The sequence below is a fragment of the Hyphobacterium sp. genome (assembly GCF_965229905.1).
GTDB lineage: Bacteria > Pseudomonadota > Alphaproteobacteria > Caulobacterales > Maricaulaceae > Hyphobacterium.
This window is the reverse complement of sequence record NZ_OZ245930.1, coordinates 586,167-604,423: the sequence shown is the minus strand read 5'-3', so window position 1 is coordinate 604,423 and position 18,257 is coordinate 586,167. Positions and strand designations below refer to the sequence as shown.

The 18,257-nt window shown below is 63.0% G+C and carries 19 protein-coding genes; 10 read left to right on the top strand and 9 right to left on the bottom strand.

The genetic code is table 11. The features are described 5' to 3' along the window. Positions 1-92: 92 nt before the first annotated feature. Positions 93-1,445, top strand: a complete 1,353-nt coding sequence (locus ACO08C_RS03065) for a sodium-dependent transporter (protein WP_421787439.1) — start codon at positions 93-95, stop codon at positions 1,443-1,445. Here the strand turns inward: ACO08C_RS03065 and pip are convergent. Next, positions 1,442-2,410, bottom strand: coding sequence for a prolyl aminopeptidase (pip, locus tag ACO08C_RS03060; protein ID WP_421787438.1), 969 nt, complete (start codon positions 2,408-2,410; stop codon positions 1,442-1,444). The genes ACO08C_RS03065 and pip overlap by 4 nt on opposite strands. A 128-nt stretch (positions 2,411-2,538) precedes the next feature. Between pip and ACO08C_RS03055 the strand changes: the two genes are divergently transcribed. Both ACO08C_RS03055 and ACO08C_RS03050 read left to right on the top strand, forming a co-directional pair. Continuing rightward, a complete protein-coding gene (locus ACO08C_RS03055) occupies positions 2,539-3,165 on the top strand; it encodes a hypothetical protein (protein ID WP_421787437.1) in 627 nt (208 codons plus the stop codon). Beyond that, positions 3,116-3,772, top strand: coding sequence for a class I SAM-dependent methyltransferase (locus ACO08C_RS03050; protein WP_421787436.1), 657 nt, complete (start codon positions 3,116-3,118; stop codon positions 3,770-3,772). Before ACO08C_RS03055 ends, ACO08C_RS03050 begins: the two co-directional genes overlap by 50 nt. Here the strand turns inward: ACO08C_RS03050 and ACO08C_RS03045 are convergent. The 3 genes from ACO08C_RS03045 to ACO08C_RS03035 are packed head-to-tail and all read right to left on the bottom strand — an operon-like array spanning position 3,741 to position 6,834. After that, positions 3,741-4,826 (bottom strand): hypothetical protein, encoded by a 1,086-nt coding sequence (locus ACO08C_RS03045; RefSeq protein ID WP_421787435.1) that lies wholly within the window; start codon positions 4,824-4,826, stop codon positions 3,741-3,743. The genes ACO08C_RS03050 and ACO08C_RS03045 overlap by 32 nt on opposite strands. Further along, positions 4,823-5,539 (bottom strand): class I SAM-dependent methyltransferase, encoded by a 717-nt coding sequence (locus tag ACO08C_RS03040; protein WP_421787433.1) that lies wholly within the window; start codon positions 5,537-5,539, stop codon positions 4,823-4,825. Before ACO08C_RS03040 ends, ACO08C_RS03045 begins: the two co-directional genes overlap by 4 nt. After that, positions 5,533-6,834 (bottom strand): glycosyltransferase family 4 protein, encoded by a 1,302-nt coding sequence (locus ACO08C_RS03035; protein WP_421787431.1) that lies wholly within the window; start codon positions 6,832-6,834, stop codon positions 5,533-5,535. Before ACO08C_RS03035 ends, ACO08C_RS03040 begins: the two co-directional genes overlap by 7 nt. Here ACO08C_RS03035 and ACO08C_RS03030 point away from each other — a divergent pair. Genes ACO08C_RS03030 through ACO08C_RS03010 form a run of 5 tightly spaced genes read left to right on the top strand, consistent with a single transcriptional unit; the run spans position 6,833 to position 11,650 of the window. Then, positions 6,833-8,101, top strand: coding sequence for an MFS transporter (locus ACO08C_RS03030; RefSeq protein ID WP_421787429.1), 1,269 nt, complete (start codon positions 6,833-6,835; stop codon positions 8,099-8,101). The two genes, ACO08C_RS03035 and ACO08C_RS03030, sit on opposite strands and share 2 nt — an antisense overlap. Before the next feature lie 41 nt (positions 8,102-8,142). Continuing rightward, entirely contained in the window at positions 8,143-9,285 is a 1,143-nt protein-coding gene (locus ACO08C_RS03025; RefSeq protein WP_421787427.1) for an MlaE family lipid ABC transporter permease subunit, read from the top strand. Then, positions 9,282-10,055, top strand: a complete 774-nt coding sequence (locus tag ACO08C_RS03020; RefSeq protein WP_421787425.1) for an ABC transporter ATP-binding protein — start codon at positions 9,282-9,284, stop codon at positions 10,053-10,055. Before ACO08C_RS03025 ends, ACO08C_RS03020 begins: the two co-directional genes overlap by 4 nt. A gap of 3 nt (positions 10,056-10,058) precedes the next feature. Further along, entirely contained in the window at positions 10,059-11,015 is a 957-nt protein-coding gene (locus tag ACO08C_RS03015) for an MlaD family protein (protein WP_421787423.1), read from the top strand. Then, positions 11,012-11,650, top strand: a complete 639-nt coding sequence (locus tag ACO08C_RS03010) for an ABC-type transport auxiliary lipoprotein family protein (protein WP_421787421.1) — start codon at positions 11,012-11,014, stop codon at positions 11,648-11,650. Before ACO08C_RS03015 ends, ACO08C_RS03010 begins: the two co-directional genes overlap by 4 nt. Positions 11,651-11,687: 37 nt before the next feature. On the opposite strand, the gene ACO08C_RS03005 is transcribed toward ACO08C_RS03010, so the two are convergent. From ACO08C_RS03005 to ACO08C_RS02995, 3 genes are all read right to left on the bottom strand, one after another. Continuing rightward, positions 11,688-12,044 (bottom strand): iron chaperone, encoded by a 357-nt coding sequence (locus tag ACO08C_RS03005; protein ID WP_421787419.1) that lies wholly within the window; start codon positions 12,042-12,044, stop codon positions 11,688-11,690. A 63-nt stretch (positions 12,045-12,107) separates the two neighbouring features. After that, entirely contained in the window at positions 12,108-14,012 is a 1,905-nt protein-coding gene (locus ACO08C_RS03000) for a hypothetical protein (RefSeq protein ID WP_421787417.1), read from the bottom strand. A gap of 113 nt (positions 14,013-14,125) precedes the next feature. Continuing rightward, positions 14,126-14,344 (bottom strand): hypothetical protein, encoded by a 219-nt coding sequence (locus ACO08C_RS02995; RefSeq protein ID WP_421787415.1) that lies wholly within the window; start codon positions 14,342-14,344, stop codon positions 14,126-14,128. A 141-nt stretch (positions 14,345-14,485) separates the two neighbouring features. On the opposite strand from ACO08C_RS02995, the gene ACO08C_RS02990 reads away from it, so the two are divergent. Continuing rightward, positions 14,486-15,745 (top strand): DUF418 domain-containing protein, encoded by a 1,260-nt coding sequence (locus ACO08C_RS02990; protein WP_421787413.1) that lies wholly within the window; start codon positions 14,486-14,488, stop codon positions 15,743-15,745. Between the two features lie 3 nt (positions 15,746-15,748). Here ACO08C_RS02990 and maiA read toward each other — a convergent pair whose 3' ends face one another. Both maiA and ACO08C_RS02980 read right to left on the bottom strand, forming a co-directional pair. Further along, on the bottom strand, positions 15,749-16,402 hold the full coding sequence (gene maiA / locus ACO08C_RS02985; protein ID WP_421787411.1) for a maleylacetoacetate isomerase: 654 nt from the start codon (positions 16,400-16,402) through the stop codon (positions 15,749-15,751). A gap of 3 nt (positions 16,403-16,405) precedes the next feature. Beyond that, positions 16,406-17,056, bottom strand: coding sequence for a fumarylacetoacetate hydrolase family protein (locus ACO08C_RS02980; RefSeq protein WP_421787409.1), 651 nt, complete (start codon positions 17,054-17,056; stop codon positions 16,406-16,408). A 144-nt stretch (positions 17,057-17,200) separates the two neighbouring features. Here ACO08C_RS02980 and hppD point away from each other — a divergent pair, with 144 nt between their 5' ends. After that, a complete protein-coding gene (gene hppD, locus ACO08C_RS02975; RefSeq protein ID WP_421787407.1) occupies positions 17,201-18,253 on the top strand; it encodes a 4-hydroxyphenylpyruvate dioxygenase in 1,053 nt (350 codons plus the stop codon). Positions 18,254-18,257: the final 4 nt, after the last annotated feature.

Below are 18,257 nucleotides of genomic sequence, written 5' to 3'. Positions count from 1 at the left end.
CGGCTAGAGCTTGTTGACCGCGATTGCAGGATGAGGAAGGCTCCGCGCCAATGCTGGCGGGGGAGACCGCCCGATAACAGGGGAGAATGAATATGGCTGGAGCAGTGGGGCACGCCCAGTGGTCTTCGCGATTTGCCTTTATTATGGCTGCGGTCGGTTCGGCCGTCGGCCTCGGTAATCTTTGGCGCTTTCCGTTCCAGACCGGCGCGAATGGCGGATCGGCCTTCGTCATCATCTACATCGCCTGTGTCGCCTTCATCGCGCTGCCGGTGCTGATGTCGGAATTCGCCATCGGCCGTCACGCGCAGAAATCTGCAGTCTCGTCGACCCGGAAAATGGCTCAGGACGCCGGCCGGTCGGCCAACTGGTCCTTCGTTGGCTGGGTCTGCATGGCCGGCGGCTTCCTTGTGCTGACCACCTATTCGGTGATCGCCGGCCAGGTGATGGCGTTTTCCGCCGCCGGATTTGCCGGTGGTTTCGGACAGGACGCCATTCCGTTTACCGGGTCCAATTGGTGGGGCTTGAGCTGGCACGCCCTGTTCATGCTCATCACGGTTCTGATCGTCTCACAAGGCTTGAAGGGCGGTATTGAACGGGTCGTTACCATTCTGATGCCGATCTTCTTCCTGACCCTCATTGGCCTGACGATCTATGCGGTCGTAACGGGCTTGGAGAGCGGCGCGACCGGCCAAGCGTTCGCGTATTTGTTCCGCCCCGATTTCTCGCAGGTCGATGGCGGCACCTTCGTCTCGGCGCTCGGCCAGGCCTTCTTCTCGGTCGGTGTCGCCTCGGCGATCATGATCACCTACGGCTCCTATCTGACGCGCGATACCAACATCGCATCCTCAGGCATCATCATTTCCACCGCCGATACGATGGTGGCGCTGATCGCCGGCATGATGATCTTCCCGATTGTCTTTGCGTTCAGCGTCGACCCGGCGGCTGGCATGGGCCTGATTTTCGAAGCCCTGCCAAACGTGTTCGCCGGCATGCCGGGCGGCGATTTCATCGGCGGTGCCTTCTTCTTCCTGGCCTTTATCGCCGCACTGACCTCCTCGATCTCGTTGCTGGAAGCCACGGTGGCCTTCATCGACGAGCATTCCGATTTCGGGCGGCCCCAGATCGCCTGGATGCTCGGCGGCTTCGCCTTCATGATCGGGGCCGGTGCGGTTTGGTCGTCGGATTTCGCCGGTCAGTTCGTCGATGTCCTGTCGGGCGAAATCCTGCTGCCCTTCGGCGGGTTCCTGATCGCCGTCTTCGTTGGCTGGGTGGTGCCCAAGAAATTGCTGCGTGAAGAGATGCAGCATGCGTCCAATGGCATGTTCGCCTTCTTCCACATCATGATGCGCTACATCGTGCCGTTCGCGGTCGGCATCGTGCTTATTTTGGGTCTCGATGCCCGCTTCACCGGCGGCTATCTCAACAACCTGCTCGGCCTCGGCTAGCCAAAGCGCTCGGCGGCCTCGTCCGTGAACCGGACGAGGGCGTCGATGGTGCCGGGTTCGCCGGCGGAATGCCCTGAATCGGCAATGAATTCGAGCCGGGCATTGCCGTTCCAGGCTTTGGCCAAATCCCAGGCGCGCAGTGGCGGCGTGATCACGTCATAGCGCCCCTGCGCGATATAGCCGGGGATGTGCGCAATCCTCGGCATGTTTTCCAGCAATTGATTGTCGGTACCGAAAAAGCCCTTGTTCACGAAATAATGGGTTTCGATGCGGGCGATCGCATCGGCGCGTTCGGGATGCTTGGCGGCCGGCGGCTCCGGATGCGCGAAGGAAATCAGCGAGGTTTCCCAGTCGGCCCAGGCAATGGCGTCTTCCCGGCGCGCCCGGATATCGTCTTTCATCAGGCGGTCATGATAGCTCTGCAGCACGTCATTGCGTTCGTCTTCGGAAAGCCGCGATACCAGCTTGTCCCAGGCATCCGGGAAGAGGCGGTTGGCGCCATCCTTGTAGAACCAGTCCAGCTCGGCCTTTGTGTTCAGGAATATCCCTCTTAGGACCAGCGCCAGCACACGGTCGGGATGCGTCTGGGCGTAGGCCAATGACAATGTGGATCCCCACGAGCCGCCGAACACGACCCATTTGTCAATACCGAGTTCCTCACGGATCGCCTCGACATCATTGACCAGGTCCCAGGTGGTATTGTTGTCGAGCGATGCATGCGGTTTCGAGCGCCCGCAGCCGCGTTGATCGAACAACACGATGCGATAGCGCTCCGGATCGAAAAAGCGCCGCATCTGCGTACTGGCGCCACCCCCCGGTCCGCCATGCAGCGCTACCGCCGGAAGGCCATCTTTTCGCCCGCATTCCTCGACATACAGATCATGTCCGCCGGCAACTTTGAGGCGAAATGTCCGGTAGGGTTCTATCGCTGGATAGTAACCGCGGCGCTTTTCACGATTTTGCAAGGCACATCCGTTCCAATTGACCTTGCAAAACAAGGTCTTCTCATCGCACACTAGCGACGGGGCAAGTGCTGGCAATACGTTGTTGGCAAAACGGTTGCATTAACGCCGTATCTGTTTGGGTTGGAGACATGATGGTTCGTATCGGTCTGATTTGTGCCTGCATGGCGGGACTGTCCGCGTGCGTCGCCACGCCGATGGGATCGAACGGATTTGTCTCGGGAACATCCAGCCTCCCGATAGAGCAGCAATCGCTCCGCCGGCAGGCAGAGGCCTTCGACGCGCACTTCCATGACGCAGGCTGGGTGGCCGAAGATCACGGCGCCACGGTCCAGCGATTGACCGGCATGCTGTTTAATGGCCGCAGCGAGAATTCGAGCCCGCAACGGCTTACCGTCTATTTCACGGCGGCCGGCCTGCACGATGCCGGACCCGACCGCCTCGAGACGCGGGCTCGCGCAGATCTTGCCGAGGCGACATCCATGGTGTTCGCGCTGGCCGCGACAAGCGAGGAGGTGCTCGCCGCGGCCGGTCTCACGGCGACGAGCTTGTCGGGTGACATAGCTGCCCTGGAGCGGGCGATCGGCGATACCCGCCAGGCCATTTCGCTGTTTCGCGCAGTGAATGAGAACCTGGCCCACACCGCGGACCTGTCACCGGAAATCGGCACACTCGATTTGGCCGCACAACGCTTGAGCGGAGCCGCAGATGCGCTCGCCGAGCGCCGGCGCGCCTTGCGTGACGCACCCGCCAGCTGACGCATTGACCGACCCGCAATCGATCAAGGGATTTCTCGATCCCGAGGAGGGCGCAGCTCTTGTGCGCTATGCGGTCGCTACCGCCGGCCTCGGCCCGTTTCTCGAAATCGGAGGCTATTGCGGCAAGTCTGCGCTCTATTTGGGAACGGCAGCAAAGGCGGCCGGCACGCGGCTGTTTTCGATCGACCATCATCGCGGTTCGGAAGAGCATCAACCCGGCGAAGAATATTTCGATCCCGAGCTCTATGACGAGGTGGCCGGAGCGGTGGATACGCTGCCGGCCTTCCGGCGAAATATCTATGCGGCCGGACTTGAGCCCTGGGTCATAGCCATGGTCGGCAAATCGGCGGACATCGCGGCCTACTGGTCCACACCGCTTGGCTTTGTCTTCATTGACGGCGGACACTCGATGACAGCGGCTCAGGCCGACTATGACGGCTGGGCCATGAAGGTCGCGCCTGGCGGCATCCTGGCCATCCATGACGTGTTTCCGAATCCGGAAGATGGCGGCCGCCCGCCATACGAAATCTGGAAGCAGGCCGTGGCGTCGAAGCAGTATGAGCCGGTCGAGCGGATCAGGACGCTGGAGGTGTTGCGCCGTCTCTAAGCCCGCTTTGACGGGCCAGCGCCGTCACCAACAGATCGCTGCCCGGCGTCAGCTGCTCAATGGCATCGGCGGCCAGAACGACGGCAGCCGCCGTCCAGGACGGACGTTCCTGTGGCCACAGGATGTTTTCCTCGAACTGCCAGCCCATCCAATAGCCGCCGGATCGCGCGGCGAGGGGTTCAAGGTCGAGGATCAGCTTGCGCGCCTTGGCGCTCCAGCCCACGGCCCGGCACGCCAGGGCCAGCTCGGCGGTTTCGGCCGCTGTCACCCAGGGCTCATCGGCCACGCAGCGGCAGCCCAGCCCGTCCACCACATAGCGCCTCCAGCCCGCCTCAAGGCGCTGACGCGATTCCTCCAGCGTGTGCACGCCACATAGCACCGGGTAATACCAGTCCATCGCATATCGCCGCCGGTCGGTCGCTTTCCGGTCGAACCGCCAGTCCCGGTCGTGCAGCGCCTGCGCCAGCCGTCCGCGCGCCGCGGCGAGGTCCGCGGTATGACCGCCCAGCAGCCGCTCAATGCGGATGGCACATTCGAGGCTCTTGTAAAGACAGGCATTGCCGGCCCGCAGCGAGTCAATGCTCTCCGGCGTCTCCCCGTTTTCGGGCTGCCGCCAAACGATATCGCCATCGCCGGTCTGACAGGCCAGAACGGCCCGCATCGCCCGCTTCACCGGGTCGCGGAAACGCGCCAGCCAGTCCGGCCGGTCGAGGGCGAGCGCGCAGCGCAGGACGGTCACGGCCGAATAGCCGATGAAATTCGTGTCGCGGGCCCGGGCCGGATTGTCGACGACAAGATGGCGATTGGTATCGTCGAGCGGCACACCGGCGCCAAGCTCGCCGATCCAGCCGCCATCGGCCTCCTGCCGGTCGAACAATGCGATCAGCGCCTTCTCGCAGGCATCTTCGCGCCCGGCGATCGCCAGCGCCATCGCGCTCTCGCCATGGTTCCACGCATCCCACAGCCCGGCCTCGATCCAGGGGATCGCACCATCTTCCGCCTGCAGGGCTTCGATGCGATCAGCGGCCGCTTGAATGTCGATCAGCATGCTCATACCGGCTTCACAAAATACATGACGAGGCTCTTGCCCATGACCGGATTGAGCAGTGCTTCCAGCCCGCGAGTCAGTGCCGGCGCTTTGAGAAGGTCCCATTCGAGAAAACGGCGATACGCATTGACCAGCCCGTGCTCCTCGCGGATATCCCACACCGCGCATTGCAGCCACCAATAAGGGCTGTGCAATGCATGCGCCCAGTGATGGCCGGTCTTGCGTAACCCGGCGCGCCGCGCCGCAGCGTGCAACTGGTCATGCCGGAAAATACGGACGTGGCCGCCCGGCGTATTGCGGTAACCCTCGGACAGCTTCCAGCAAATCCGTTCGGGCCAATAGCGCGGCACGGACAGGGCGACACGTCCGCCTGGCTTCGTGATCCGGTCGATCTCGCGGATCACCGCGTCCGGATGGCCGACATGTTCCAGAACTTCCGAACAGATGACCGCATCGAACCGGTCAGAAGCGAAGGGCAGGTGATGCGCATCGCCCGCGACCAGCGTGCCGGACCGGTCTTTGGACGCGGGAGGGGGCGGCAGATCGAAAAACCCGTCCGCGGTCGCCATCACATCCGTTTCCGAAAGGTCCAGCCCGGTCACGTGGACCGGCCGGTCTTGCGAGTACAGGGCATGCGTATGGCGGCCACGGCCGCAGCCGAGATCCAGCACCCGGTGCCCGTCTTCCAGGTGCAGGCGGTCGAGATCGATGGTCAGCACCCGGCGATCGCCTTCTCGTAAAGCGCGCTGGCCGCCAGCGCGTGTTGTCGCCAGCAAAAGGCACTGCGCGCACGATCGGCACCGGCGCGTGACATGTCAGCGGCGAGCGCCGCGTCGTTGAGTACGGCCTGGAGCGCCAGTGTCAGCGCGTCGACATTTCCGGCCGGCACGATCCGTCCGGCCTCGCCGACCACTTCCGGCAGCGCGCCGCCATCGCTGGCGACGACGGGGGCGCCGCAGGCCATGGCTTCAGCTGCCGGGAATCCGAAGCCTTCAAACCGCGCCGGACAGGCGACGACGCTCGCACGGCGGTACAAATCGGCGATGGCCTCGCGGCTCACGCCCGACCGCATTTTCACCCGGTCGAGCAGCCCCGCATCTGTCAGCAATTGCTTGGCCGGCCCGTCGCGGAGCTGGCCAATCAGTTCCAGCCGCACAGCGGGATTACGGTGCGCCAGGCGGATGAACGCTGACATCAGGACGTCCAACCCCTTGATCGGCACATCGGCGCTGGCCGTCGCGGCGATCAGGCCGGGCTCGCGGCGAACCGTGTCATCAGGATGAAAGACATCGTGATCCAGGCCGTTGTGGGCTATCTCCGCCTTGTCCGGCGGCATGCCATAATGTTCTGCATGACTGTCGCGCGCGGCTTCGGACACCGCCAGCAGATGCGGCAGGGCGCGCACCGTCCGCGCCTGCATGTCGGTGAAGCCGTACCATCGCCGTGTCAGCCATCGGTCGATGCGTTTGCGGGCACCGGCAACGGCGAATTCGCGGTCGATCGCCACGGGGTGATGGATGGTCGCCACTACCGGCAAACGGCGCCGGATCGAGACAAATGGCGAAGCCAGCGTCTGATTGTCATGCACCACGTCGAATGCGCCGGCGCGGGATTCGAGCCAGGCCGCAAGACGCAGTGCAAAGGCCTTGAGCTCACCGAAGGCACCGGTGTTGTGGGCCAGCCATTCCGATCGGTCGGCGCGCGAGGCGAGATGCTTCCAGCGTAACGCCAGGAAGGCATTGGCTTCCTCGAACAGGTTGAGCGACGGAAAGCCGACGAACGCGACCCCTTCCGGAACCTCCGGATAGGGCGGTCCCGATGCGATCGTCACCGAATGCCCCAGATCGCGCAAGCCGATGGCGAGCTCGCGCAGATAAACCCCTTGGCCCCCGACATGCGGATGCGACCGGTAACCGGTCAGCAGAACCCGCCGGCGGCGCAGGCTGAGGGTCTCGCCTTCCGGCGGTTGGGCAGCGTCGAGTTGACGGGAAATATCGGCGAGGGCGCGATCCATGAACAGTGTTCACCTTTTTGTGTCGGGCGAACCTAGCGGCGCTGAACGGCACTGCAAAGCCGGGATTGCAACAGGCTTTCCATTTCCGGCGGAACCGGTTATCGCGGCGGGCATGGACGGGCGGATCATTCATCCTGCGGGCATCCGCTTTGCCGCGCTTTACGGCGCTTTCTATCTCGCTTTTGGCGCATTCCTTCCTTACTTCCCGGTCTGGCTGGAAACGCGCGGATTGTCGGCGGAGTTGATTGGGCTGGCGCTGGCCGGCGGCATGATCGGCCGGACCGTACTGGCCCCCGTCGGGGCCGCATGGATGGACAAGGGCAGCCGCCGCCGCGATGCCGTCATCGGCTTTGCCTGGGCTGGGTTGGCCGGATTTCTGGTCGTGGCGCCCTTCCGCGATACTGCACTGCTGACGATTCTGGCGGCGATCGCCGGAGCGCTGTTCAGCGGCCAGATTCCGCTCATGGACGCCTTCGCCGCCTGGTCTTCGCGCCGTGAAGGGTTTGCCTTCGGACCGCAGCGCGCGGTGGGATCGGCCACCTTCATCATCGGCAATATCGGCGCCGGGGCGCTGATCGGCCAGTTCGGGGGCGAAGCCGCGCTGGTCTGGATGACCGCCGGGGCGGCGCTGACCGTCGCCGCCAGCTATTTTATTCCGCCGGGATTGCACGCCCGGACCGGCACAAGGCCCGAGCCCATACCGCTCCGCCTATTGCTGACACAACCCTTCATGTTCGCACTGGCCGCGTCGGCAATGATCCAGGCGAGCCACGGCTTTTATTACGGTTTCTCGGCCTTGAGCTGGCAAGCGCAAGGCATTGCCGCGGAGACCGTCGGCCTGCTCTGGTCAACCGGGGTCATTGCCGAGATTGTCTTTCTGGCGCTGACCGCGCGCTTTCTGCGCCGGCTAAAGCCCGGGCAGCTCATGCTGATCGCCGCGATCGCGGCAATCGCCCGCTGGAGCTTGACCGCCCTGGCGCCGCCGTTGGCCATGCTGTTCGTGCTGCAAACCATGCATGCCCTGACCTTCTCTTCGGCCTATCTCGGGATTTTGCGGTTTGCCACCGAGCACGCGCCCGATCGTCTGCAGGCCAGCACACAGGCCGCCAATTCGGCATTGTCCGGCGGTATCGCGCTTGCCACGACCAGCGCGCTCTCCGGACCGCTCTACCACGCCTTCGGGACGGCCGGATTTGCGTTCATGGCGATTCCCGCGGCCGCCGGCGGCGTTTTTTCAATATTAATGTTGCGAATGCGTACTCCCTGAAACCGCATGAATCGCCTATGAGGACCGGGAGGGGAGTGCTTATGGCGTCCGATAAACCTGCCGACATCCGCGTTCGCGAAGAGGGGCGGCAGATCATCGTCGTCCCGCAGGGCGACTGGGTGATCAGCAATGTGACGCCGGTTTACCGCGATATCGAGCGGATCGAATCCAGCTACGATGCCGGACTGGTCGTCATCGACGTTTCCGGCATCGGCCGGATCGACACGGCCGGCGCCTTTCTGCTCGGCCGCACTATTCATCAGTGTTCAAGCCCCACGGCGGACTGGCATTTCCGCGGCGAGCACCCGACCGCGAAACGGTTGATCATCGAGCTGATAGAGCGTGCCATCGATTGCGAACCGGATGCACCGGAAGAGCGCTACGGTTTCGTCCGCGCCTTTGAACGCGTTGGCGCGGGCCTCGAGGCCTTCTATCGCGAAGCGGTGGACACGTTTGGTTTCTTCGGCCGCACGATCACGACTTTCGCGTCGCTCCTTGTCCGGCCGCACCGTTTCCGATGGACCCCGGCTTTTTACGTCATGGAAGAAGCCGGTGTGAACGCGTTGCCGATCATCGCGGTGTTGACCTTTTTCATCGGCGCCGTTGTCGCCTTCATGGGGGCCAACCTCCTGGAGACATTCGGCGCGTCCGTGTTCACCGTCGAACTGGTCGGCATCTCCGTTTTGCGCGAATTTGGAGTGTTGATCACCGCGATCATGCTCGCCGGACGCTCGGATTCCGCGTTCACCGCGTCGATCGGCTCGATGAAGATGCAGCAGGAAATCGACGCCATGCGGGTGCTCGGCCTGGATCCCTATGAGGCGCTCGTCATTCCGCGCGTCGTCGCCTGCGTGATCATGGCGCCGCTTCTGACGTTCGGCGCCATGATGGCCGGCATTTTCGGCGGCATGATGGTGAGCTGGGCGACGCTGGACATCTCGCCCGGTTTCTTCATCTCCCGCATGAATGATGCGATCACCCCCAGCCATTTCTGGGTCGGCATGTCGAAGGCACCGGTCTTCGGTCTCATCATCGCCATCATCGGCTGCAAGCAAGGCATGCAGGTCGGCGGCGATGTTGAATCCCTTGGCCGGCGTGTCACGGCGTCGGTGGTGCAATCCATTTTCATGGTCATCGTCGTCGATGCCATTTTCGCCATGATGTATCTGGAGCTCGATATATGAGCGAAGACGTCATCATCGAGGTGCGCGGATTGCGCACGGCTTTCGGATCGCACGTCGTTCACGACGGGCTCGATCTCAAAGTCCGGCGCGGCGAGGTAATCGGCCTTGTCGGCGGGTCCGGCAGCGGCAAATCGGTGCTGATGAACACGATCATCGGCCTCAAACGTCCGGATGCGGGCGAAATCTACTTCAACGGCCAACGCCTCAGCGCCATGCCGTCGGATGAACGGCGTGAGCTTGAGGCCAGCTGGGGCGTGCTGTTTCAGCACGGCGCGCTGTTTTCGTCCCTGACGGTCCGCGAGAACGTGATGGCGCCGCTGCGCGAGCATCTGAAAATGCCGAAGCGGCTGATGATCGAGATCGCCGACATGAAAATCGCACTTTCCGGCCTCGGTCCGGAAGCCGGACCGAAATACCCTTCCGAACTGTCCGGCGGCATGCGAAAGCGGGCGGGTCTCGCCCGGGCGTTGGCGCTGGATCCGGAAATCCTGTTTCTCGATGAACCCACGGCAGGCCTCGATCCGATCGGTGCGGCGGCCTTCGACATGCTGCTCCGGGATCTGAAGGAAACGCTCGGCCTCACCGTTTTCATGGTGACGCACGATCTCGACACCCTCTATTCGATTTGCGACCGCGTGGCCGTTCTGGCTGACAAGCGCGTGGCCGCTGTTGCCCCGATCAAGGAACTGGAACAGCATTCCCATCCTTGGATCCGGGAATATTTTCACGGACCGCGCGGCCGGATCGCGGCTCGCGTTCAGGGAGGCTAGGTCATGGAAACCAAAGCCCATCACGCCCTTGTCGGCTTTTTCGTCGTCTTCCTCGTTCTGGCGGGCGGCTTCTTTGTGCTCTGGCTCGGACAGCAGACCTTCCAACAGGAATACTCGTATTATGATGTTGTCTTCGACGGACCTGTCCGCGGACTGCGGGAGGCCGGCGAAGTGCGTTTCAATGGCATCCAGGTCGGCGAGGTGACCCAGATTTCGCTCGATCCGCAGAACCCGAACCGCGTGATCGCCCGCGTGCGCCTGCAGGCCGAAACGCCGGTGCGTGTCGACTCCAGCGCCCAGCTTGAGCCACAGGGGCTGACCGGACTGTCCTATATCCAGATTTCCGGCGGAACCGCCGAGGCGCAGCGCCTGTTGTCGACGAGCCGCGGCGATCCGCCCCGCATCTATGCCGAGCAGGCGCAAATCGAATCGCTCGTCGCCGGCGGCGAGGACGCGCTGGAAGCAGCCCGTATTGCGCTGATTCAAATGAGCGAGCTGCTCAATGAAGAAAACCTGGCGCGCATTTCCGAAACGCTGGACAATGTCGAGCAGATATCCGAGCGCCTGGCCGGCGAAGACGCGCTGGTGGAAGAAATCCGGACCGCGGTGCGCCAGCTTGAAACGACCGCTGTCGATGTCGGCGCGGCGGCGAGATCGCTGGAAATCTTCGGACGCGACGCATCGGCGCTGGCGACAAACGAATTGCAGCGGGCTTCTGTCGATGTCTCGTTGGCGGCGCAGCAGATCGACATTGCAGGTCGCGATGCGCAAGCGCTGATGGCGACGCTGCAACCGGCTGTCGAACGCTTGTCGAACGAAGGCGCCGACGAATTCACCCGCACCATGGAAGATCTCCGCCGGCTGATCGCGACGCTCGATCGCATCGCGATGGAAATCGAAGACAATCCGGCCGGATTAATCTCCGGCGAACCGCGCCGTACTGTGGAGGTGCCCCAATGATCCGCAAGACGCTCACCGCCGGCTTGATCGGCACCAGCCTGTTCCTGTCCGGATGTATCAGCTTCCTTCCGGAAACCGTACCAGCGACGGTCTATCGCTTGTCGACTCCCGAGCCCTCCGGCGAAGTGCGCGAGGAAGCCGTGATCATCGGCGTGCAGCGGCCGCTGACGCCGCGCGCTTTGTCAAACGACATGATCGCCATGTCGCAGGAACGCGGTCAGCTCGTCTTTATCGAGGGCGCCGAATGGATCACGCCGGTGCCGCGTCTGGTTCAGGACCTGATTGTTGAATCGATGGATGCGTTTGAGCCGACGCTTATTGCTTCGCGCCCGGAAGACGGGGTGCGTTCGGAATTCGAGCTTGCGACCGAACTCCGCTCGTTCGAGGCGAATTACCTTCGGGGACCGGATCAGCCGCCGACGGTTATCGTTCGCCTGCGGGCAAGGCTCATCCGTTCGAGTGACCGCCGTCTCGTCGCGGTGGACGCCATCGGCGCGCAATCTGTCGCCAGCAGCAACACGATCGGCGACATTGTCGCGGCGTTTGACGCGGCATCGCAGGAAGCGATGGCGTCGGTGGCGCAATGGACCGCCGAGCAGGTTGCGATCCATCACGATCCCGAACACGAGCATTGATCGGCCTGTGCAGCGCTGACTTGCCGTCGTCGGTGGGCTAGAGGCCTAACTCTCGACGCGCAGCAACCGCCAGCTTGGCGGCCAGCGCGTCGGGCATCGGCTTTTTAGGCGAGAACGTCACCCCGGTCTTCGTTGCCTTAAGGCCGGCATCCGCGATGTCTTTAGCGTGAGCGGTGATGGCGCCAGGCGACACGTAGAGGCCGCACTGCTTGGCGAACGCCGCATAGCCCGCGATGATCGACTTGCCGAATCCAAAGCCGGGCATGTCGTAGGCGATTAGCTCCTCGGCATCCGGCAAAGCGGCCGCAAGTGCAACGCGCAGATCGACGAGCAGGGGCCGCAATGGCTCTGCCGCACCGGCAATATAGGCATCATGATCGAAGTATTTGGACATGCCTTAGCATGGGCCGCGTTACCGGTTGCCGCAACGGCTATTCGTCAAGAGAATGGCGTGTGGCTAGTCAGCCTCATCATCCCGGTCACGGCGGCGCTCGTCGCTGTCCGGCATGCTCGACAGGAGATCCTTCCAGCGCCATCCCGGCTCGTTCGAGCGGCCGCGTTCCGGAAACGCGATCGTATCGCGCTTGGGCGCTTCGCCGCCCGCCGCTTCCCCGCCGGTTTCCGCTTTCTTCTTTCCGGAAAGCGGATTGGGGACTTCATTGGCGGGCAGATCGAGCGCCCGCCGGCCGCCGGCAACCGAGCCCATCTTGAGCATGAAGTCGCTTAGCAATTCGTAATTCTGCCGGATGCGCGCCTGGAAGGCAGCATCGATTTCCTGTGCCTCCTCGGCGGCCGCAAGGGCGGCAGCATTGAGGCCTTCAAGCCCATTGCGCAGCGCGTCGGAGGCTTCCTTCGCCCGGAGCTGCGCCGAAGCCGGCAGTTCCGCCAGCTTGTCCGCCAGCTTCTCGATCTCACGCTCAATCGCCGCGGATTCATCCCGCGCCGCGGTGAGAACCGTTTCGAGGCGACGCTTCACGGACTCGGCCGCCTCATCCGCTGCCAGCGCGGCCCGGGAGGTCAGTTTCTCGGCCTCTTTCAGCCGTGCGGCAAAAGATTCGTCCGCCTTGCGGGCGGCATCGAAGGATTTCTCGTTGATATCCTCGATCCGCGCGGCGACCAGCCGGCTCTGTTCTTCCAGCGCTTCGCCCGCGGCCTGCGAGGCTTTGCGGGCATTGTCGGAGGCCGCCTGCAGATCTTCGAGCGCTTTGCGATGCGCCTCGCTGGCCTTGTCGGCTTCGGCGTGGACATCGGCCGCCATCCGCCGCGCGCGAACCAGTGCCGCCTCGACCGTGTCGCTGAACGTGCCGGCACCTTGCTTGGCCGCATCGTTGAGCGCGTCCGCGCCCTCGCGGGCCGTCTTCGACATGATCTCCAATTCAGCGCGGTGGAAATCCAGCGCGGCCGCGATTTTTTCCTGTTCTTCGCGCAAGGATTCGCCGGCTTCGCCCAGCCGCGTCTTGTGACGCTTGTAAGCGTCTTCCAGCTGCTCTGTCCGGTTTTCGAGCTGACCCGAGAGATCCCGCAATTCGGCGACCCGTGCATCGACCTTGCCTGCAGCGGATTGTGCGCTGTCGGCAATCGCTTGCCCCGCACCGGCGAGCGCATCCGCGCTGTCGCGGACCCGCCGCTCGGCATCAGTCGCGGTCTCGCCGGCCAGTTCGGCCGCCGCGGCGATCATGCGCGATTGTTCGGAAATCGCGGTCGCGATCAGAGCCGCCTTGTCATCCATGGAATCGGAGACGTGCTGGAGACGTTCACGTTCGCCGCGTAGCGTTTGCAGCAAGTCTTCCGCGCGCTGCCGCGCATCGCCGGCCGACTGTTCCAGCGTGTCGGCATGATGCCGGATCACTTCTTCCATCGCTGCCAATCTTGCCAGGGCGCTTTCCAGCGAGGAATTGATACGGTCAATCTCGCCTGAGATCGCTCCGGACAGGCTGCGGACTTCGGCTTCGGCCACTTCCGCGGGCGCCGCCAATCGCGCCAGGGCGGCCTGTACGCCCCGGGTCCGATCGACGGTTTGGCGCAACTCGCGGATGATCAGCGCCGCCATGATGAACAAGATGGCCGGCCCGAGCGCGAATATCGCGAGGCCGGCGAGTTGGGCCGGGCTATGACGCGCCAGCGGGTCGAGCACATCAATGCCCGCATAGGCGACGAGATAGGCAATCGTGCCGGCGGTCCATATCAGGGCGGCCGTGATTCCGAAGAAGACATACCAGCCATGGCTCCGCGGCGGTGGCAGATCGGGGGCCGCGCGGACCGGCCGCCGGGAGTCGAGCGGTTGTGAATCGCCGGACTCCGAAAACACCGCCATCAGGGCGTCGCTTGAAGTCTCGCGGTCGCGTGTTTCGCTTTCGGCCATGCTTGCCCGGTCCCTGCCAATCACTGAATCCATCAGCCCGCGGAGCGTCGCGGGACAAGTGTCTTAGCTCAAAATACCGGTCATTCGAAGTGTGGGAGTCGGTAGGGCCGCTCTTAGATGCGGAAAACCTCGGCAGGCTCGCGCTCGAAGTCGATCGTCGCGGCGCAATCGACCGTGGCAGTGCCGTCAGTATCGTCGGCGATGAAATACTCTGCGGAGACCAGTTGTACGTCGACGGCGCAGTCTTCAGCGTCGCTGGTATAGGCCAAGCCGAGGGACAGCATCGCGAAACCGGCGAGTGCATCGAATATGAAAAGCAGAAACTGAACCATCGGCCCCTCGCGCCGAAAAATTTTGCCTATAACCTCAATAGTTGATGTCTATGCCTTGATCGAGGGGGATCATTCAACCCACAATCCCGTTACGCTGCGTGAAATCTTTGTAAGACTATCGCGCGGGACAGGGAGGACATCATGACACAACCGGTGACGCCGGATTCGCCGCTGGTCGGCCCCAAGAGCGAAAGATTTACGTCCATCGATACACTGCGCGGCTTCGCCGTGCTCGGCATATTGATGATGAACGTCCAGGCCTTCGCAATGTGGCCGATGGCCTACCAATATCCGCCGGCCCACATGGACCTGACCGGCGTCAATCTGGATGTCTGGTTCTTCAGCCACGTCTTCTTCAGCATGAAATTCATCACGATTTTCTCCGGCCTGTTCGGTGCCGGGATCGTCTTGATGCTGGGTGAAGACAAATCTCTGGGGACCCGCCAGCACTATCCGCGCATGCTTTGGCTGCTGCTGATCGGCATGATCCACGCCTACCTGTTCTGGTATGGCGACATCCTTGTGACCTATGCCATCGCCGGCATGCTGGTGGTCATGGCGCGGCACAAATCGGCCTTGTGGTTGGCAATCTGGGGTTTTGCCCTGATCGCGCTGGCAGGCTTGCTCACCATTGGCATATTCGCGTCCTTCAACCTGATTCCCGGGGAGTTGTCGCCCGAGAAATTCGGCTTCGTTCTGCCTCCCGATGAACTGCAGGAGGTCGTCGCGACCTACCAGGCGGGTTTCATCAACCGGCTCCCGGACAACGCCATCAATGCCATTGGCGGCCAGGTCGCCGGCTTGATCTTTTTCGGCGCCCGGACGATCGGCGTGATGTTTCTGGGCATGGCGCTGTTCAAGGTCGGATTCCTGACCCTGCGCTGGGGCAGCCTGGCCTATCTGTTTGCCGCCATTGTGGCGCTGGGGATCGGTATTCCAATGGCCTGGGAGAGTGCCGCACACGATGTGCGCAACGCCTTCGCCATGGAAAGCCTGTGGGTGTCGATCGGGCTCAACTATGTCGCCAGCCTGTTCATGGCGTTCGGCTATGCGGCCGTTATCATGCTGGTCTGCAAGATCGGCCTGTTCCGGATCCTGCTGCATCCTTTTACGGCCGCCGGGCGTATGGCCTTCACCAACTATCTCTCGCAAACCCTGATCATGACCTATCTGTTCGTCGGTCCCCCGGGGCTCGGCTGGTTCGGCACGCTGGAGCGGGCTGAACAGGCGCAGCTCGTGGTCATGGTCTGGATCGGTCAGCTCATTGTCTCGACGCTCTGGCTGAGCGCCTTCCGCTTCGGTCCGTTCGAATGGCTGTGGCGGTCTTTGACCTATCGCCGCCTGCAACCCATCCTGAAGACGCGCGAGGCTGCGCCGCCGCCAGCGCCGCCGGGCGGCTAAGGCCTAGTGTCCATCCTCGGGTGCGTCCGGCTGGTTCTCCGGCCGGGCCGCCTCGAAGGCAGGGTGGGCGCGCGCGGCCGCGTCGGCCGCGACGATCGTCGCAAACGCGTCCATCTCCACCCCAAAGCGCCGCGCATTGTACATTTGCGGCACCAGATAGACGTCGGCCATTGTCGGCGCGCCACCCCAAAGATAGGGCCCGCCGCGATCATCGGCCTGGGCCATCTTTTCCAGCGCGGCCAGACCGTCGGAAATCCAGCGCTGACACCACGCCGTAACCGCATCCGCATCCTGGCCCAGCTCCTTGCGGAGATATTGCAGGATACGGAGGTTTTGCACCGGATGGATATCGCAGCCGATCACGGCGGCATAGGCGCGCAGGCGTGACCGTTCGGCAGCACTTCCCGGAAGCAGTGCAGGCTCCGGCCGTGTCTCCTCAAGATATTCGAGAATGGCCGGCGACTGAATCAGCTGTTCCCCGTCGATATTTAGCACCGGCACGAAGCCCTGCGGATGCAGCGCCTTGTGCGCCGCTTCGCGCTGGCGGCCATCCTTCAGATTTACCGACAGCTGATCATAGGCGATGCCCTTGAGATTGAGGGCGATGCGGAGGCGGTAGGCGGCGCTCGATCGCCAATATCCGTGCAACAGCGTCATGGGTCAGGCCTTTCGATCGGTCATCCGGAAGGAAAGCGGCGGCAGCCCGTCGATTCCGGCGTCAACGGCATCGCCTGGCAAGAGCGGGCCGACGCCGGACGGGGTTCCTGTGAACACCAGGTCGCCGGGCGCGAGCGTGAAATACTTCCCGATCAGCGCCAGCAATGCTGGCAGATTGCGAGTCATGTCTTCCAGCCGTCCGTCCTGGCGGACGGTGCCATTGACGGACAGCTGGATGGCGCCGGCGGATGGCGCTGGCCCGGGTTTCAGCGCACCCAGCACGGCGCCATTATCGAACGCCTTGCCGATCTCCCAGGGGCCGCCGCGCGTCTTGGCGGCCGCCTGTAAATCCCGCCGCGTGAGGTCGATACCTACGCCGGACGCCACCACGCCGTCCGGGCCGATCGCGGCCACCAGCTCGACTTCGTGATGCAGATCGGCCGTGGCCGGCGGGTAGGGCACGTCCGGTCCTGTGGTGATGGCGCTGGGCGGCTTCATGAACAGCACGGGCTCGGCGCGGGTATCGGCCCCGCCCATTTCCCGTACGTGTTCGGCATAATTCTGCCCAATGCAGAAGATGCGCCCGACCGGAAAGGCGGCGGCGCCTTCGACAGGCACGCTCAAAAGGGCGGGCGGCTCGAACAGATAGCTCATGCGCTGCGGCTTAGCGCCCCTTGAATGTTCCGTCGAGCCGACAATTTAGTTGCAAATGTAACTAAATTCCGTCATGAGGGGGCGAGTTTCGAGGCGTGGGCGCCATGCCCCCTCGCAGTCCGCCGACATTGAAGGAGCAAGGCCATGGCCGATCTGTTTGAAAACCCGCTGGGCACTGACGGTTTCGAATTCGTCGAATACACCGGTCCGGACCCGGATGCGCTGGAACAACTCTTCCGCAAGCTGGGTTTCGCGGCTGTGTCCAGGCACAAGTCGAAGGACATCACGCGCTTCAAACAGGGCGATATTACCTTCCTCCTCAACCGCGAGAAAACCGGCCAGGCCGCTGACTTCGCCAAGGAACATGGCCAGTCGGCGAACGCCATGGCGTTCCGCGTCAAGGATGCGAAATCCGCCTATGAACAAGCGCTGAAGCGCGGCGCGGAGCCCTTCGGCGAAGGTGTCTGGACCGACACCGATCAGGTGCCGGCGATCAAGGGCATCGGCGGTTCGGTGCTCTATCTCGTCGATCAGTATGGCGCCAAGGGCGACATCTATGGCGATTTCGAACCGACCGGCGAGGAAGACACGGGCGGCGTCGGCCTGCAGATTCTCGATCACCTGACGCACAATGTGCATCAGGGCCAGATGAAGGTCTGGGCGGACTTCTACGAGACCGTCTTCAACTTCCGCGAAATCCGCTATTTCGACATCAAGGGCAAGCAGACCGGCCTCTTCTCCAAGGCCATGACCGGGCCGTGCGGCAAGCTCCGCATTCCGCTCAACGAGAGCCAGGACGACAAGTCGCAGATCGCCGAATTCCTGCGGGATTACAATGGTGAAGGCATTCAGCACATTGCTCTGACGACGGAGAATATCTATCAGACCGTCGATCAGCTGCGCGAGAACGGCGTCATCTTCCAGGACACGCCGGACACTTATTACGAGCTGATCGATGCGCGCGTGCCGAACCATGGCGAACCGGTCAAGGAACTCGAAAAGCGCCGCATTCTTCTGGACGGCGACATCGAAAACGAGCAGGGCCTGCTCTTGCAGATCTTCACCCAGACGGTGATCGGCCCGGTCTTCTTCGAGATCATTCAGCGCAAGGGCAATGAGGGCTTCGGCGAGGGCAATTTCAAGGCGCTCTTCGAATCCATTGAGCTCGACCAGCAGCGCCGCGGCGTGCTGGCCTAGTCCA

What these genes read in the sequence shown, in the direction of transcription:
- ACO08C_RS03065 (WP_421787439.1), top strand. Translation starts at nt 93, where the DNA reads ATGGCTGGAGCAGTGGGGCACGCCCAGTGGTCTTCGCGATTTGCCTTT.
- ACO08C_RS03055 (WP_421787437.1), top strand. Translation starts at nt 2,539, where the DNA reads ATGATGGTTCGTATCGGTCTGATTTGTGCCTGCATGGCGGGACTGTCC.
- ACO08C_RS03050 (WP_421787436.1), top strand. Translation starts at nt 3,116, where the DNA reads ATGCGCTCGCCGAGCGCCGGCGCGCCTTGCGTGACGCACCCGCCAGCT.
- ACO08C_RS03045 (WP_421787435.1), bottom strand. Translation starts at nt 4,826, where the DNA reads ATGAGCATGCTGATCGACATTCAAGCGGCCGCTGATCGCATCGAAGCC.
- ACO08C_RS03030 (WP_421787429.1), top strand. Translation starts at nt 6,833, where the DNA reads ATGAACAGTGTTCACCTTTTTGTGTCGGGCGAACCTAGCGGCGCTGAA.
- ACO08C_RS03035 (WP_421787431.1), bottom strand. Translation starts at nt 6,834, where the DNA reads ATGGATCGCGCCCTCGCCGATATTTCCCGTCAACTCGACGCTGCCCAA.
- ACO08C_RS03025 (WP_421787427.1), top strand. Translation starts at nt 8,143, where the DNA reads ATGGCGTCCGATAAACCTGCCGACATCCGCGTTCGCGAAGAGGGGCGG.
- ACO08C_RS03020 (WP_421787425.1), top strand. Translation starts at nt 9,282, where the DNA reads ATGAGCGAAGACGTCATCATCGAGGTGCGCGGATTGCGCACGGCTTTC.
- ACO08C_RS03015 (WP_421787423.1), top strand. Translation starts at nt 10,059, where the DNA reads ATGGAAACCAAAGCCCATCACGCCCTTGTCGGCTTTTTCGTCGTCTTC.
- ACO08C_RS03010 (WP_421787421.1), top strand. Translation starts at nt 11,012, where the DNA reads ATGATCCGCAAGACGCTCACCGCCGGCTTGATCGGCACCAGCCTGTTC.
- ACO08C_RS03005 (WP_421787419.1), bottom strand. Translation starts at nt 12,044, where the DNA reads ATGTCCAAATACTTCGATCATGATGCCTATATTGCCGGTGCGGCAGAG.
- ACO08C_RS03000 (WP_421787417.1), bottom strand. Translation starts at nt 14,012, where the DNA reads ATGGCCGAAAGCGAAACACGCGACCGCGAGACTTCAAGCGACGCCCTG.
- ACO08C_RS02995 (WP_421787415.1), bottom strand. Translation starts at nt 14,344, where the DNA reads ATGGTTCAGTTTCTGCTTTTCATATTCGATGCACTCGCCGGTTTCGCG.
- ACO08C_RS02990 (WP_421787413.1), top strand. Translation starts at nt 14,486, where the DNA reads ATGACACAACCGGTGACGCCGGATTCGCCGCTGGTCGGCCCCAAGAGC.
- maiA (WP_421787411.1), bottom strand. Translation starts at nt 16,402, where the DNA reads ATGACGCTGTTGCACGGATATTGGCGATCGAGCGCCGCCTACCGCCTC.
- ACO08C_RS02980 (WP_421787409.1), bottom strand. Translation starts at nt 17,056, where the DNA reads ATGAGCTATCTGTTCGAGCCGCCCGCCCTTTTGAGCGTGCCTGTCGAA.
- hppD (WP_421787407.1), top strand. Translation starts at nt 17,201, where the DNA reads ATGGCCGATCTGTTTGAAAACCCGCTGGGCACTGACGGTTTCGAATTC.